Raw genomic sequence first — 15251 nt, 5'->3', positions numbered from 1 at the left:
GTCCCCCGTGCGGGGGAGTCAGTCGACGCGAGCACCCTCCGCCGACGTCGTCGCGGCGAGCGACGCGAGCAGCGTGAGACCGTCCGCCGACGGCGAGCCGGGCACGGCGGTGTAGACGTTCATCTGGAGCCCGGGGTCGGCGGGGAGCTCGAGCGCCTCGTAGCCGAGCTCGAGCGATCCGACCGCGGGGTGGTGGAACACCTTGGTCCCCGTGCGGTGCAGGCGCACGTCGTGCGACGCCCACAGGCGACGGAAGTCCTCGCTGCGGGTCGAGAGCTCGCCGACCAGGTCGGTGAGGCCGCGGTCGTACGGGTTGCGGCCGGCCTCGGCGCGCAGGATCGCGACCGCGTCGTGCGCCATGCGGTCGGCCGCGTCGCCCCAGAACCGCGCGGCACCCGCAGGGTCGAGGAACTGGAACCGCGCGGTGTTCACGGGACGCTCGGGCGAGCGCGTCGGCGAGTCGTAGAGCGGCGCGTACAGGGCTCGGCCGAGAGGGTTGGCGCCGAGCACGTCGAGCCGTCCGTTGCGCACGAACGCCGGCGCGTCCAGCGCGTCGAGGATGCGCTGGACCGTGGGACGCAGCACCGCGGGCGGTCGCCGGCGCGCCCGGGAGCGGGCCGCGCCCGAGGCGTTGGCCGCGCGCGCCAGGTCGAACAGGTGACCGCGCTCGGCCTCGTCGAGCTGCAGCGCGCCCGCGAGCGCCTCGAGGACCTCCTCGGACGCGCCCGCGAGGTTCCCGCGCTCGAGGCGCGTGTAGTAGTCGACGCTCACGCCCGCGAGCATCGCGACCTCCTCGCGGCGCAGGCCGGGCACGCGCCGGTGGTTCCCGCCGTACGCGGGCAGGCCCGCCTTGTCGGGGGTGAGTCGCGCACGGCGGCTCGCGAGGAACTCGCGCGTCTCGGCCTTCAGGTCCATGCCGTCGACGGTACGTCCGCCCGCGTCGTCGTGGGAGGTCCTGCCGGTACCCGGCACGGCCGGGACTCCCGCCCGGCCGTGCGTCGTCGTCCACTGGAGACATGTTCAGCGCACCCTCGACCTCATCGCCCGACGCTGCCGACCGCACCTCTGCGGGCCAGCCGTCGGCGTCCGCCCGCGGCACGACCGCGGTCCTCGCGATCATCCTCGTCGGCTACTTCATGGTGATCCTCGACAACTCGATCGTCATCACCGGCCTGCCGCACATCCAGGCCGAGCTCGGAATGTCGTCGGGGGCGCTCGCGTGGGTGCAGGACGCCTACCTGCTCACGTTCGGCGGGCTCCTGCTGCTCGGGGCGCGCGCGGGTGACGTGCTGGGCCGGCGGCGGACGTTCGTGCTCGGGCTGGCGGTGTTCACGCTCGCGTCCGTCGCGGTCGGCCTCGCCCCGACCGGGGCGTGGCTCGTCGGGGCCCGCGCGGTGCAGGGCGTCGGGGCCGCGGTGCTCGCGCCGTCGACCCTGGCGCTGCTGACCGCCACGTTCCCCGAGGGTGCCGGGCGCAGCCGCGCCACGGCCGCCTACGGCGCGGTCGCGGGGATCGGCGCGAGCGTCGGGCTCGTGGTCGGCGGCCTGCTCGCCGACCTGGTCTCGTGGCGGGCCGGGTTCCTCGTGAACCTGCCCATCGGCGTGGTGATGCTTGTCGCGGGGCTGCGCGCGCTGCCCGAGACCGAGCGCCGGCCCGGCCGCGTCGACGTCGCCGGGTCGTTGCTGGCGACCGCCGGCCCGGCAGCCCTCGTGTACGGGTTCGTGCGTGCGGGCGAGGTGGGGTGGTCGGACGCCGTGACCGTCGTCGCGCTCGTGTCCGGCGTCGCGCTGCTGGCGTGGCTGGTCCTGGTCGAGCGGACGGCGGCCCAGCCGGTCCTGCCGCTGCGGTTGTTCACGAGCCGCGAGCGCGTCGGCGCCTACCTCGCGAGGCTGCTGTTCATCGGCGCGATGATGGGCTTCTTCCTGTTCACGAGCCAGTACCTGCAGGACGCGCGCGGGTTCACGGCGCTCGCCGCCGGGATCGCGTTCTTCCCGATGACGATCGTGAACTTTGCCGTCGCGCTCGCCGTGCCGCGCCTGCAGCGGCGGTCGAGCGGGCCCGCGCTGCTGGTCGTCGGGCTCGCGCTCGCGGTCGTCGGCATGGGATGGCTGAGCACGATCGACCCGTCGACCTCGTACGCCGTGGGCGTCGCGCTGCCCATGACGCTCGTCGGCGCGGGGCAGGGGCTCGCGTTCGGGCCGTTGACCGCCTCCGGAGTCGTAGGTGTCGACGCCGCCGACGCGGGCGCCGCCTCGGGTGCCGTCAACGCCTTCCACCAGCTCGGCGGGGCGCTCGGCACGAGTCTCGTGCTCGCGGTCGCGGCGACCTACGCGGGTGCGATGTTCGCCGGGACCGTGCTGCTCGTCGCGGCACTGGTCGCGGCCGTCGTCCTCGTCCTGCCGACGACGCGTCGATGAGCCAGGCTGGGCGAGCGGGGTACCAGCAGGGTCTGTCTCGTCCGTCCGTCCGTTCCTACCGTGGAGGCATGACCATGATCCCCACCCTCACCCTGAACAACGGCGTCGAGATGCCGGCCCTCGGCTACGGCGTCTTCCAGACGGCGCCCGAGGAGACGGTCGCGGCCGTCGAGGCAGCGCTCGCGGCGGGCTACCGGCACGTCGACACCGCAGCCGCGTACGGCAACGAGCGCGAGGTCGGCGAGGCGATCCGTCGCTCGGGCGTCGACCGGGCGGACCTCTTCGTCGAGACGAAGGTGTGGATCAGCGACTACGGGTACGACGCGACGCTGCACGCGTTCGACAAGAGCGCGGCCAAGCTCGGCGTCGACCAGATCGACCTGCTGATCCTGCACCAGGCGCTGCCGGGCCGGTTCGACCTGACGGTCGACGCCTACCGGGCGCTCGAGACGCTGCTCGCGGACGGCAAGGTCCGCGCGATCGGCGTCAGCAACTTCATGCCGGACCACCTCGACGGGCTGCTCGACGCGACGGACGTCGTCCCGGCGGTGAACCAGGTCGAGGTGCACCCGTACTTCCGTCAGCCCGCGGTGCTCGCGGCCGACGCCGCGCACGGGATCGCGACGCAGGCGTGGTCGCCCATCGGCGGCATCACGTTCTACCGCGACAGCGGTCACACGAGCACGCTGCAGGACCCGACGATCGTCGGTGTCGCGCAGGCGCACGGCGTGACGCCCGCGCAGGTCATGCTGCGCTGGCACCTGCAGCAGGGGCGCTCCGCGATCCCGAAGTCGGTCACGCCGCACCGCATCGCCGAGAACCTTGCCGTGACGGGCTTCGAGCTGGGCGAGGGCGACCTCGCCGCGATCGACGCGCTCGACACGGGCCGCCGCGGCGGGCCGGAGCCTGAGGACGTGACGCTCGAGTCGTTCGGGCGACAGATCCCCGAGGCCTGATCCCACCACCAGCCCATCCACCCCCAGCGAGAGGTATCACCACCCATGCGAGCAACACTGATGTACGGCGCGGGCGACGTCCGCGTCGAAGAGGTAGCCGAGCCCACGATCCAGGCGCCGACCGACGCGATCGTCCGCGTGACCGTGGCGTGCGTGTGCGGCTCCGACCTGCACCCGTACCGGTCGAAGAAGGCCGGCGAGCGTGGCACGCCGATGGGCCACGAGGCCGTCGGCGTGATCGAGCAGGTCGGTGCCGACGTGCACGACGTCGCGGTCGGCGACCTCGTGGTCGTGCCGTTCGGCTACTCGGACAACACGTGCGCGATCTGCCGCGACGGGTTCCAGACCGCGTGCCCGCACGGCGGGTTCATCGCGGGGGCGCAGGCCGAGCTGCTGCGCGTGCCGCAGGCCGACGGCACGGTCGTCACGGTCCCGGCGGACGTCGACCCCGCGCTCCTGCCGTCGCTGCTCACGCTCTCGGACGTCTACCTCACCGGGTACCACGCGGCGTTCATGGCGAAGGTCGCGCCGGGCAAGGTCGTGACCGTGATCGGTGACGGCGCGGTCGGGCTCTCGGCCGTCCTGGCCGCGCGGCAGATGGGTGCCGAGCGGATCATCCTCATGGGCCGGCACACCGTGCGCACCGACCTGGGGCGCCGCTGGGGTGCGACGGACGTCGTCGCGGAGCGTGGCGAGGAGGGCGTGGCGAAGGTCCTCGAGCTCACGGGCGGCGAGGGGTCGCACGTCGTGCTCGAGGCGGTCGGGCACATGCCCGCGTACGAGCAGGCGTACGGCGTGGTGCGTGCGGGCGGTGTGATCTCGCGCGTCGGCGTGCCCCAGTACGAGCAGGCTCCGGTGGGCTTCGGCTCGCTGTTCGGCAAGAACGTCACGCTCAACGGCGGGCCCGCGCCCGTGCGCGCGTACATCGAGGACGCGATCCCGCTCGTGCTCGACGGCACGATCGACCCGGGTGCGGTGTTCGACGCGGAGGTCTCGCTCGACGACACCGCCGAGGGCTACCGCCTCATGGACTCGCGCGAGGCGCTCAAGGTGCTGGTGCGCCCGTGATCCTCGGCGGGCCTCCGCGTGGGACGTGACGGCGACGACGGTGTCCGCGGTCGCGGCATCTGAGAACTCCGCACACGCCTTTCTTATCACTTGTGCGGTAAGTGATAAGTTCTGAGTGTGGAGAGTGATCAGATGCGATGGCCGGCGCTCTCGAGCGAAGCGCTCGAATGGCGCTCGACCCGCACGGGCCTGAGCGGTCGCCCTCCTGCGCGCACGTACGTCGCTGCGCTCGTCCCCTCGATCGCGAGCCTCCCGGTGGAACTGCCTCCAGGTCTTGACGCTCGTGCTGGCGAGGCGTCACGCGAGATCGCACGGTTCGACGCCGAGCTCGGCGGCGAGCTGGCGCCGTTCGCGGCCGTCCTCCTGCGCAGCGAGTCCGCTGCGTCGTCCAAGATCGAGCGTTTGACCGCCTCTGCCCGTCAGATCGCCATGGCGGAGCTCGGGGCCGCGAAGTACGGGTCCAACGCCCCGAGCATCGTCGCCAACACCCGGGCGATGGGCGCGGCGCTCGCGCTGTCGCGCCGGCCCGACCAGGACGCGATCCTGGCGATGCACGAGGCGCTCATGGCCGCCGACGACCCTGAGCAGGCCGGTCGTTGGCGCACCGAGCAGGTCTGGATCGGGGGCGCGGACCACTCGCCGGCCGGGGCCGACTTCGTCCCCCCGCACCACGAGCGCGTGCCCGGTGCGATCGCCGACCTGGTCGCGTTCATCGCCCGCACCGACGTCGCGCCGCTCGCCCACGTCGCGATCGCGCACGCCCAGTTCGAGACCATCCACCCCTTCACCGACGGCAACGGCCGCACCGGACGGGCGCTGGTCCACGCGATGATGCACGGCTCTGGCCTGACGCGGAACGTCACCATGCCCCTGTCGGCGGGCCTCCTGGCAGACGTCGAGAACTACTACGGGGCGCTCGACGCGTACAGAGAGGGTCGCCCGGAGGTCCTCGTCGACCAGTTCGTCCGCGCGAGCACCCGTGCTGTCGACAACGGGCGCCGACTGGTGCAGGACGTTCGCACGATCCGCGCCGAGTGGGACGAGCGGATCCAGGTCCGGCGAGGCTCGCGCACGTACGACGTCGCGGACCTGCTCACGCGGCAACCGGTCGTGAACGCGAAGACGTTGGCGGCCCAGCTGGGGATCACCGCCTCCAACGTCCGTCGACACATGGACGCGCTCGTCGAGGCGGGCGTCGTCGTCGAGACCCGGGTCCATCGCAACGGCGTGATGTGGTCGGCGCTGCAGGTCCTGGACGCGCTCGACGACTTCGCGGAGCGTGCAGGCAAGCGCCGGGCGGGGTACGGGGTCGCCGCGCCGCTCCGGGAGCCCTGAGCCACACCCTCGGGGCGCCCGCGGACGCTCAGCGGTAGTCGTAGAAGCCCGAGCCGGACTTCACGCCGAGGTTCCCGGCGTCGACGTACTCGTGCAGCAGGCGCCGAGGGCCTTCGGGCAGGTGCGGGTTCTCGTCGGCGTAGTGGTTCTCGATGTCGAGGACGACGTCGAGGCCGACCTGGTCCATGAGGCGGAAGACCCCGAACGGCACGCCCAGGTTGATCGAGAACATCTGGTCGAACTCCTCGGGGGTCGACACGCCCTCCTCGATGATCGCCAGGGCCTCGCGCTTCATCGCGGCCCAGAACCGGTTGAAGATGAACCCGGTGCTCTCGCGGCGCGCCTCGAACGGGAACACCCCGTAGGCGGGCAGCTCCTGCTTGAGCAGCTCCATGACCTCGGGGGCGGTCTCGCCGTCGCTCATGAGGTCGACCGCGTTCTGCACGGGCGGCATGTAGAAGTGCATGTTGAGCGCGCGTGCCTTGTTCGTGAGGCCGTCGACGAACAGGCGCGAGGCGTACGACGACGAGTTGCTCGCGAGGATCGCGTCGGCCGGCGCGACCTGGTCGAGCTCGGCGAACAGCGGGCGCTTGAGCTCGAGCCGCTCGGGGATGGCCTCGACGACGAGCCAGGCGTTCTCGACGGCCTCCGCGAGGGACGCGACGCCGACGACGGTGCCCGCGGTCGCGTCGTCACGCGACTCGACGAGGCCGGGGAGGGTCTGGGCCACGTAGTCGAGCGCGGCTGCGCGGACGTCGTCCGACAGGTCGAAGATGCGCACGGTGCCGCCGCGCGTGGCGAACATGAGGGCGATCCGGCGGCCGAGGGTGCCGCCACCGACGACGGCGACGGGTCGGTTGGCGATGTCGGTGGGCAACGAGGTGGTCACGATGTGCTCCTTGACGTGCGGAGCCCGTGCCGGGGGTGGGGCACGCGGCTGCTTTCAATACACAATATACTCAGTACACTTCGTATTCAATATGCCGTGCACCCGTCGGACGGAGACCACCGTGCAGGACGACGCCCAGGACCGACCCCTGCGGAAGAAGACCGAGACCCGTGCGCGCCTCGTCGCCGCGGCGGCCGAGCTGTTCGCCGAGAGCGGCTCGACGAACGTGACCGTGGGCGCCGTCTGCGACCGGGCAGGGTTCACGCGCGGCGCGTTCTACTCGAGCTTCACGGCCGTCGACGACGTGTTCTTCGCGCTCTACGAGCAGCAGAACGAGCTCGTGCAGGCGCGGCTCGCGGCGCTCGTCGACGACACGGCCGGCGCGGCCCGCTCGGTCGAGGAGGACACCGCGCGGATCCTCGACGCGCTGCCGGCCGACCGCGAGTGGTTCGCCGTGCGGGCGGCGTTCGTCGCGCAGGCCGCCCACCGTCCCGACGTCGCGGCGACCCTGCGCGAGCACGCCGAGCAGCTGCGCGAACGGCTCCAGCCGCTGCTCGTCGGCCTCGTCGAGCGCGACGGCCGACGCCTGCGCGTCGCCCCCGAGGCGTTCGCGCGCGCCGTGATCGCGGCGCACGTCGGCGCCGTGAGCCAGGGCGTGCTCGCGCAGGACGCGCGGGCGTTGCGCACCGACACGGTGCGGGGGGTGCTGCTCGGGCTCACCGAGCCTCAGACGTCGGTGGTGCCCTCGTAGAGGCCGATCACGTTGCCGTCGGCGTCCGCGATCACGGCCCACCAGCTCGTGGCGGTGATCTCGTCCTTCTCCATGAGCACCTTCGCGCCGAGCTCGCGGGCCTTCGCGAGCGTCTCGTCGATCGAGTCGACCTCGACGTAGCTCCGGGGCTGCGTGAACCCGTCGCTGCGCGGGGCGAGTCCGCCGCCGCTGATCTTGTTGGGGGCCTGCCACATCGGGTAGCCCTCGAAGCCCGGCACCTCGGCGATCTGCCAGCCGAACAGGCTGCCGTAGAACGCGGACGCAGCCTTCGCGTCGCTGACCGGGATGTCGATGTGCGTGATGTCTCCGTGTGCCATGACGCCTCCGCCGGGTCCGCGGGCGCGGGTCGCCCGCTCGTCCGAGGCTAGGACTCCCCGGCGGGCGGCACCACCCGACGTGGTCGGGTCGGACGTCGCGCGGTCGGGCGGTCCCTCCGCGAGCGTCACGTTCTGGCCCGTTCCGACGCTCAGGAGAGGGCCGGAACGTGACGCTCGCGTGGCGGTGCGGCAGCGGTCAGGACGCGCGCGGTGCGCCGTACTCCGCGTCGGTCACGTGCTCGCCCCAGACGGCGGCCTCGTGCTCGTCGTCGACCTCGTTGATCGCGACGTGCACCATGAGGCGCTCGGGCGTGGCGCCGTGCCAGTGCTCCTCGTCGGGCTCGATGAACACGCGGTCGCCGGGTCGGATCACCTGGACCTCGCCGCCGCGGCGCTGCACGAGCCCGACGCCCTCGGTCACGAAGAGGTTCTGCCCGAGCGGGTGCCGGTGCCACGCCGTGCGAGCGCCCGGCATGAAGTGCACGACGCTCGCTAGCACGCGCGACGGCGGCGCGGGCGTCGCCGCGGTGTCGACGTAGACGTCGCCCGTGAACCACTCGGGCGAGCCCTTGGCGGTCGCGGTGCTCTCGGCGGTCGAGCTCTGGACGTACTGCATGAGGCTCTCCTTCGACGTGGGGTCTCGTTCCACGGTAGGACCGGGTCTGGGCGTGTGGGAGGCCCTGCCGGTGCCCCGCTCGGGCGTCCCGTCGCGGGAAGCCCTCCGCGAGGGTCACGTTCTGGCCCGTTCCGATGCTCAGGAGGGGGCCGGAACGTGACGCTCGCAGGATCGAGGCGCTCACGTCGGGGACACTGGGAGTCAGCAATGTCTTTCGACGCAAGGAGCTCGCCGTGCCCCAGGGAACAGTCCGATGGTTCGACGCCGACCGAGGGTTCGGCTTCATCGACCGCGGGGACGAGGCCGAGGACCTGTTCGTGCACGCATCCGAGATCGTCGGCGACGACGGCCCGAAGCAGCTCCGCGAGGGGCAGGCCGTCGAGTTCGAGGTGCGTGACGGCGACCGCGGTCCGCAGGCCCGCCACGTCGTCGTGACCGGTGACCGGGCCCCCGACGCACCCCTGGGCGTGCTCGGCACCGTCACCTGGTACGAGCCGACCAAGGGGTACGGCTTCGTGACGCCCGACGACGGCCGCGACGAGGTCTTCGTGCACAGCTCGGTCATCGTCGGGGGCGGCGTCGTCTCCGAGGGGCAGCGGGTCGCGTTCCTCGTCGTCGACGGCGAGCGCGGCCCCCAGGCCGACCACCTGCTCCCGCTCGGGGCCGAGGCCGCGCGCTCGTCGTCGGACGGCGCGGACGGCACCGTGTCCTGGTACGAGGACGCCAAGGGCTTCGGGTTCATCGCGCCCGACGGCGGCGGCGCGGACGTGTTCGTGCACGTCAAGGAGCTCGGCGGCGGGCTGACCGAGCTCGCCGAGGGTGCGCGCGTGACGTACTCCGTGGTCGACGGCCCCAAGGGTCCGCAGGCGCGCGACGTGCAGGTCGTGGGCGGCGGACGCGCGGGCTCCGACCGTGGCCGTCCGGGTCGCCCCGGGGCGTCCGGGCCGGTGCGCGGGGGAGAGGGCACCGTCGCGCGCTACGACGCCGACCGCGGGTTCGGGTTCATCACGCCCGACGCCGGCGGCGCGGACCTGTTCGTGCACGTGTCGGTCGTGCGGGGCGACGAGACCCTGGAGCAGGGCGACCGCGTGCGCTTCACCGTGCGCCAGAGCGACCGCGGGCCCCAGGCCGACCGCGTCGAGCACATCTGAGGCTTCATCCTGCGAGCGCCACGTTCTGGCCCCGACTTCTTCCGAGGATGGGGCCGGAACGTGGCGCTCGCGGCGTGTCACGCCGGGTGCGGGCCGGAACGTGTCTCTCGCGGCCAGCGCCCCTCGCCCCGGGAATACCTCCGCCGTGAGCGAAGTTGAGCCACATAGACTCAAGTTCAGACCCTCCGGGCTTGCATCGAGCAGACGGCGGTCGTAACTTGAGTGAAGCAGACTCAACCGGCCCGACCGGGGCCAGCGCGCGGCGTCCGCCACCGCGCACCCGGGCCACGGGCCCTGCACCCGAAGCAATGGAGGCACGAACATGGCACGAGCAGTCGGCATCGACCTCGGCACCACCAACTCGGTCGTCGCGGTCCTCGAGGGTGGCGAGCCCACCGTCATCGCGAACGCCGAGGGCGCCCGCACGACCCCGTCGGTCGTCGCGTTCTCCAAGACGGGCGAGGTGCTCGTCGGTGAGGTCGCCAAGCGTCAGGCGGTCACGAACGTCGACCGCACCATCTCGTCGGTCAAGCGCCACATGGGCACGGACTGGACGCACGAGATCGACGACAAGAACTACAGCGCGCAGGAGATCTCGGCGCGTGTGCTCGGCAAGCTCAAGCGCGACGCCGAGGAGTACCTGGGCGAGCCCGTGACCGACGCGGTCGTCACGGTCCCCGCGTACTTCAACGACGCCGAGCGCCAGGCCACCAAGGACGCCGGGCAGATCGCGGGCCTCAACGTGCTGCGCATCGTCAACGAGCCCACCGCGGCCGCGCTCGCGTACGGCCTCGAGAAGGGCAAGGAGGACGAGCTCATCCTCGTCTTCGACCTGGGTGGCGGCACGTTCGACGTCTCGCTCCTCGAGGTCGGCAAGGACGAGGACGACTTCTCCACGATCCAGGTCCGCGCGACGTCGGGCGACAACCGCCTCGGCGGCGACGACTGGGACAACCGCATCGTCGAGCACCTCATCAAGCAGGTGAAGAACAACTCGGGCGTCGACCTGTCGAAGGACAAGATCGCGCTGCAGCGTCTGCGCGAGGCGTCGGAGCAGGCCAAGAAGGAGCTGTCGTCCGCGACCAGCACCAACATCTCGATGCAGTACCTCTCGATGAGCGAGAACGGCCCGATCCACCTGGACGAGAAGCTCACGCGTGCGCAGTTCCAGCAGATGACGCAGGACCTCATCGACCGGACCAAGGCGCCGTTCCACGCGGTCATCCGCGACGCGGGCATCTCGGTCGGCGACATCGACCACGTCGTGCTCGTCGGCGGCTCGACCCGCATGCCCGCCGTCTCCGAGGTCGTCAAGGAGCTCACGGGCGGCAAGGAGCCCAACAAGGGCGTCAACCCGGACGAGGTCGTGGCCGTCGGTGCCGCGCTCCAGGCCGGCGTCATCAAGGGTGAGCGCAAGGACGTGCTGCTCATCGACGTCACGCCCCTGTCGCTCGGCATCGAGACCAAGGGCGGCGTGATGACCAAGCTCATCGAGCGCAACACGGCCATCCCGACCAAGCGCAGCGAGGTCTTCTCGACGGCCGAGGACAACCAGCCCTCGGTGCTCATCCAGGTGTTCCAGGGCGAGCGCGAGTTCGCGCGCGACAACAAGCCGCTCGGCACGTTCGAGCTGACCGGCATCGCGCCGGCGCCGCGCGGCCTGCCGCAGATCGAGGTCACGTTCGACATCGACGCGAACGGCATCGTGCACGTCTCCGCGAAGGACCGCGGCACGGGCCAGGAGCAGTCGATGACCATCACGGGCGGCTCGGCGCTGCCCAAGGAGGACATCGACCGCATGGTCAAGGAGGCCGAGGAGCACGCGGCCGAGGACAAGGCGCGCCGCGAGGAGGCCGAGACCCGCAACCAGGCCGAGTCGTTCGTGTACTCGACCGAGAAGCTGGTCAACGAGAACAAGGAGAAGCTGCCGGCCGAGACCGTCACCGAGGTCGAGACCGACATCGCGGCCGTCAAGGCTGCGCTGGAGGGCGACGACGCGGAGGCCGTCAAGACCGCGCACAGCACGCTCCTGGCCTCGGCGCAGAAGATCGGCGAGGCGCTCTACGCGCAGGAGCAGGCCGCCCCGGCCGACGCCCCCGCGGGTGACGCGCCGTCTACGGACGACGAGGACGTCGTGGACGCCGAGATCGTCGACGACGAGAAGGACGCCAAGTGACGGCCGAGGACGAGCGCCCCGAGGGCGAGCCGTTCCACTTCACCGACAAGCGCAAGGTCGACCCGGAGACGGGAGCCCCCCGCGAGGGGGGCACCCCGGCCCCGGACGCCCCGGCGTCGGACGACGCAGCCGCGGCCGCGTCGTCCGGCACCCCGGACGACGGCGTGGACCCGCTCGAGGCGCTCGACTTCGAGCCCGAGGGCGAGGCGTCCGAGGACGCCGCGGTGCTGGCCGCCAAGGCCGAGGCCGCGGAGCACCTCGACGCGCTGCAGCGCGAGCGGGCGAGCTTCACCAACTACCGCAACCGTGCGGTCCGCGACAACGCCGCGGCCCGCACGCAGGGCACGCAGGACGTCCTCGCGGCGCTGCTGCCCGTGCTCGACGACATCGAGCGCGCACGGCAGCACGGTGAGCTCACGGGTCCGTTCGTCGCGATCAGCGAGAAGCTCGACGGGGCGCTCGCCCGGTTCGACGTGGTGCGGTTCGGCGAGGTCGGCGAGGAGTTCGACCCGACCGTGCACGAGGCGCTCATGCACTCGACGGACGCCGAGGCGACCTCGACGACCGTCAACATCGTGATCGAGCCGGGCTACCGGATCGGCGAGAAGGTCGTGCGCGCGGCGCGCGTCTCGGTCGTCGGCCCGGAGTAGTCCGCACCACGGCGGTCCGCGCCGGCCCGGGACCCCCGGGCCGGCGCGGGCCGTCGGCGCACGGCATCACGAGCAGCAGCATTACGAGCAGCATCACCGACGAGCACGAGGAAGGAGACGCCGTGACCGGTCAGGACTGGCTCGAGAAGGACTTCTACGCGGCGCTCGGCGTCGCGAAGGATGCCGACGACGCCGCCATCAAGAAGGCGTACCGCAAGCTCGCCCGGCAGTACCACCCCGACCACAACCCGGGCGACACCGCGGCCGAGAACAAGTTCAAGTCGATCGGCGAGGCGTACGCGGTGCTCTCGGACGCGGAGCAGCGCAAGCAGTACGACGCGATCCGTGCCATGGGCGGCGGCGGCGCACGGTTCGCCGCCGGCGGTCCGGGCGGCGGCAGCGGCGGCTTCGAGGACCTCTTCGGGTCGATGTTCGGCCAGGGCGGCGCGCGTCAGCGCTACACGCAGACGGGCCCCGGCGCGCAGGGCACGGGCGGGTTCGAGGACATCCTCGGCCAGATGTTCGGCGCCGGTGCCGGCGGGCAGACCGGGTTCCGGCCCAACCCCGCCCAGCGCGGGCAGGACGTCAACGCGTCGACCACGATCACGTTCCGGCAGGCCGTCGAGGGCTCGACCATGGAGTTCGACGTGCAGGGCCGCAAGGTCCGCGCGCGCATCCCTGCGGGCGTCAAGGAGGGGCAGAAGATCCGCCTCGCCGGCAAGGGCCGCCCCGGCACGGGCGGCGCCCCCGCGGGCGACCTCACCGTGACGGTGCACGTCGGCGCGCACCCCGTCTTCACGATGGAGGGCCTCGACCTGCGCATGACCCTGCCGGTCACGTTCGCGGAGGCCGCGCTCGGCGCGACCGTCGAGGTCCCGACGTTCGACGGCGCGACCGTCAAGGTCAAGGTGCCCGCGGGCACGTCGTCGGGCAGCGTGCTGCGCGTCAAGGGCCGCGGCGTCGTGACGCCCAAGGCCATCGGCAACCTCAAGGTCGTCGTGCAGGTCGCCGTCCCGCGCAAGCTCTCGGGCGAGGCGAAGGACGCGGTCGAGGCGTTCGCCGCCGCGACGGCCGACGACGACCCGCGCGCCGATCTCGCGGCGCGCGCCGCGCAGTAACCTGCGGGGGACCAGATGATCCGGCGGAGGGAGCAGATCGTGATCGTCGACGACGACGCACCCGTGCTCGCGATCTCCGAGGCGGCGGAGCTCGCGGGCATGCACCCGCAGACGCTGCGGCAGTACGACCGCCTCGGGCTGGTCTCGCCGCGACGCGCGATCGGCCGGGGCCGGCGGTACTCGCGCCGCGACGTCGGGCGCCTGCTGCAGGTCCAGCAGCTCAGCCAGGACGAGGGCATCAACCTCGCCGGGATCAAGCGGATCCTCGAGCTCGAGTCGCAGGTCGAGCGCCTGGCCTCGCGCCTCGAGGCGCTCTCGGCGCGCGCCGAGACGGGGACCCGGGTCTTCACCGCGGGGGTCAGCGGCGACGTCGTCGTCGTCCCCCGCGGACGGCGCGTGCGACGTGAGTCCGCGGGCGGGTCGCTGGTCCTGTGGCGGCCCCCGTACGACCCGCGCTGAGCCTTTTCCGCAACGCGGGTATTGCGTAAATAGCATTTGCATCAATGCATTTCGGCAAGGCTTCCCTTGCTATACATGAATGCGTTTCCGGGATTACGGTGGACGGGTTGACCCGACCGAACCCAGGAGGAACGCATGAGCGCGATGACAGATCTGCCCGTGGTCTCGGAGTGTTCGATCGACGGCTGCGGCTACAACCACGACCACGGCTGCCACGCCGGCGCCGTCACGATCGCGGGCACGAGCGGCGACGCCTCGTGCGCGACGTTCATCCCGCTGAGCACCAAGGGCGGCCTCGACAAGGTCGTCGCCCACGTCGGCGCTTGCCAGCGCGGCGAGTGCGTGCACAACGACAACCTCGAGTGCGCCGCCTCGTCGATCCGCGTCGGGCCGGGACAGCAGTCCGCCGACCACGCCGACTGCCTGACCTTCGCGGTCGCCTGACACCCGCGACGTAGCCTGCCACGAAGCCCGCCACCCTGCGAGGGTCGGCGGGCTTCGTCGTGCGGGCGTCCGCCCGCGGCTCAGCGCGCGAGCTGGTCGAGCAGCAGCTCCGCGCCGCGGTGGGTCGAGGGCAGGGGCTCGACCCAGACCCGTGGGGGGCGTCGCAGCACCGCGGTGAGGCCGAGCGCGTGCGCGGTGGCCTCGATGTCGCGGCGCACCTGCTCGGTCAGCGCGGTCGCGTCGGCGCGCGTGCACAGGAGCACGTAGCGACCGCCACCGAACGCCGCCGCGGGTCGGCCCGCCGCGGCGTGCAGGAGCGCCCTGCCGACACCGGCCTCGCGGGCCGCGCTCTGCCACGGTCGCACCTGCGAGACGGCGACGTCGACGACCACGAGGCAGTGCGTCTGCGTCGCGTGCGGCCCACCCCGGGCGCGTGCCCGCTCGTAGGTCTCCCCGAGCCGGGCCTGCAGGTACTGCGTCGTCGCGAGGCCCGAGGCCGGGTCGCGTACGGTCGTGGCCGCGGGAGCCTGCTCGGTCCCGGTGACCCACCCGGTGCTCAGCGCGCGCAACGTGCTCGTGTCCACCGACGCGTCGAGGCAGCGGAACAGGCACGTCGCGTCGTCGATGGTCTCCCCGATGCCCACGCCCGCGAGGGCGCGCGCCTCGCCGAGCCGCTCGGCTGCGGGCACCGTCGGGCGTCCGTCGAGCACCGCCTCGGTGAGGGCGTCGACGGCCGGGTGGTACCAGTCCGAGGGGCGGAGCCACACCGTGTCCGACGAGCGGGCGCGCCACTGCTCGCGCACGCTCTCGGCGTCCGCCGCACGGCGGCCGAAGGTCAGGTCCATGATGATGAGACGCGCAAGGTCCTTGAGAATGACGCGGT

16 protein-coding genes are annotated in these 15251 nt (G+C 72.3%); 11 read left to right on the top strand and 5 right to left on the bottom strand.

Annotated elements, in window-relative coordinates; genetic code table 11:
* Nucleotides 1-18 precede the first annotated feature (18 nt).
* The gene (locus tag CLV28_RS11170; protein WP_100423387.1) at nt 19-915 is read right to left on the bottom strand and encodes a helix-turn-helix transcriptional regulator; all 897 of its coding nucleotides are present in this window, start codon (nt 913-915) and stop codon (nt 19-21) included.
* A gap of 101 nt (nt 916-1016) precedes the next feature.
* Between CLV28_RS11170 and CLV28_RS11165 the strand changes: the two genes are divergently transcribed.
* The 4 genes from CLV28_RS11165 (at nt 1017) to CLV28_RS11150 (ending at nt 5776) form a co-directional block, all read left to right on the top strand.
* Nucleotides 1017-2417 (top strand): MFS transporter, encoded by a 1401-nt coding sequence (locus CLV28_RS11165; protein WP_100423386.1) that lies wholly within the window; start codon nt 1017-1019, stop codon nt 2415-2417.
* A gap of 74 nt (nt 2418-2491) precedes the next feature.
* On the top strand, nt 2492-3373 hold the full coding sequence (locus CLV28_RS11160; RefSeq protein ID WP_100423483.1) for an aldo/keto reductase: 882 nt from the start codon (nt 2492-2494) through the stop codon (nt 3371-3373).
* Nucleotides 3374-3418: 45 nt separating this feature from the next.
* Complete coding sequence (locus CLV28_RS11155) at nt 3419-4441, top strand: zinc-binding dehydrogenase (protein WP_203968034.1); 1023 nt, start codon at nt 3419-3421, stop codon at nt 4439-4441.
* A 255-nt stretch (nt 4442-4696) separates the two neighbouring features.
* A complete protein-coding gene (locus CLV28_RS11150; RefSeq protein WP_211281470.1) occupies nt 4697-5776 on the top strand; it encodes a Fic family protein in 1080 nt (359 codons plus the stop codon).
* 28 nt (nt 5777-5804) lie between these two features.
* Here the strand turns inward: CLV28_RS11150 and CLV28_RS11145 are convergent, their stop codons facing one another.
* The gene (locus tag CLV28_RS11145; protein WP_100423383.1) at nt 5805-6665 is read right to left on the bottom strand and encodes a 3-hydroxyacyl-CoA dehydrogenase family protein; all 861 of its coding nucleotides are present in this window, start codon (nt 6663-6665) and stop codon (nt 5805-5807) included.
* 121 nt (nt 6666-6786) lie between these two features.
* On the opposite strand from CLV28_RS11145, the gene CLV28_RS11140 reads away from it, so the two are divergent.
* On the top strand, nt 6787-7416 hold the full coding sequence (locus CLV28_RS11140) for a TetR/AcrR family transcriptional regulator (RefSeq protein WP_157802615.1): 630 nt from the start codon (nt 6787-6789) through the stop codon (nt 7414-7416).
* Here CLV28_RS11140 and CLV28_RS11135 read toward each other — a convergent pair.
* Together CLV28_RS11135 and CLV28_RS11130 are read right to left on the bottom strand one after the other, a co-directional pair.
* The gene (locus tag CLV28_RS11135) at nt 7392-7754 is read right to left on the bottom strand and encodes a VOC family protein (RefSeq protein WP_100423382.1); all 363 of its coding nucleotides are present in this window, start codon (nt 7752-7754) and stop codon (nt 7392-7394) included. The two genes, CLV28_RS11140 and CLV28_RS11135, sit on opposite strands and share 25 nt — an antisense overlap.
* A 196-nt stretch (nt 7755-7950) precedes the next feature.
* Nucleotides 7951-8370, bottom strand: a complete 420-nt coding sequence (locus CLV28_RS11130; RefSeq protein WP_100423381.1) for a (R)-mandelonitrile lyase — start codon at nt 8368-8370, stop codon at nt 7951-7953.
* A 233-nt stretch (nt 8371-8603) separates the two neighbouring features.
* On the opposite strand from CLV28_RS11130, the gene CLV28_RS16335 reads away from it, so the two are divergent.
* The 6 genes from CLV28_RS16335 to CLV28_RS11100 all read left to right on the top strand — a co-directional run bounded on the left by CLV28_RS16335 (nt 8604) and on the right by CLV28_RS11100 (nt 14368).
* Entirely contained in the window at nt 8604-9521 is a 918-nt protein-coding gene (locus tag CLV28_RS16335) for a cold-shock protein (protein ID WP_100423380.1), read from the top strand.
* A gap of 322 nt (nt 9522-9843) precedes the next feature.
* Nucleotides 9844-11697: a molecular chaperone DnaK gene (gene dnaK, locus CLV28_RS11120; protein WP_100423379.1), complete on the top strand. Its 1854-nt coding sequence runs from the start codon at nt 9844-9846 to the stop codon at nt 11695-11697.
* The gene (gene grpE, locus CLV28_RS11115; RefSeq protein WP_100423378.1) at nt 11694-12347 is read left to right on the top strand and encodes a nucleotide exchange factor GrpE; all 654 of its coding nucleotides are present in this window, start codon (nt 11694-11696) and stop codon (nt 12345-12347) included. The genes dnaK and grpE overlap by 4 nt, the downstream gene beginning before the upstream one ends.
* Nucleotides 12348-12469: 122 nt before the next feature.
* Complete coding sequence (locus CLV28_RS11110; RefSeq protein ID WP_100423377.1) at nt 12470-13465, top strand: DnaJ C-terminal domain-containing protein; 996 nt, start codon at nt 12470-12472, stop codon at nt 13463-13465.
* 42 nt (nt 13466-13507) lie between these two features.
* Nucleotides 13508-13924, top strand: coding sequence for a heat shock protein transcriptional repressor HspR (locus CLV28_RS11105; protein WP_280522696.1), 417 nt, complete (start codon nt 13508-13510; stop codon nt 13922-13924).
* A gap of 135 nt (nt 13925-14059) precedes the next feature.
* A complete protein-coding gene (locus CLV28_RS11100) occupies nt 14060-14368 on the top strand; it encodes a DUF1540 domain-containing protein (RefSeq protein WP_100423375.1) in 309 nt (102 codons plus the stop codon).
* Nucleotides 14369-14448: 80 nt separating this feature from the next.
* Here the strand turns inward: CLV28_RS11100 and CLV28_RS11095 are convergent, their stop codons facing one another.
* Entirely contained in the window at nt 14449-15213 is a 765-nt protein-coding gene (locus CLV28_RS11095; RefSeq protein WP_100423374.1) for a hypothetical protein, read from the bottom strand.
* Nucleotides 15214-15251 lie beyond the last annotated feature (38 nt).

This window comes from Sediminihabitans luteus, assembly GCF_002797595.1.
GTDB lineage: Bacteria > Actinomycetota > Actinomycetes > Actinomycetales > Cellulomonadaceae > Paraoerskovia > Paraoerskovia lutea.
This window is presented reverse-complemented; position numbering and strand designations above follow the sequence as displayed.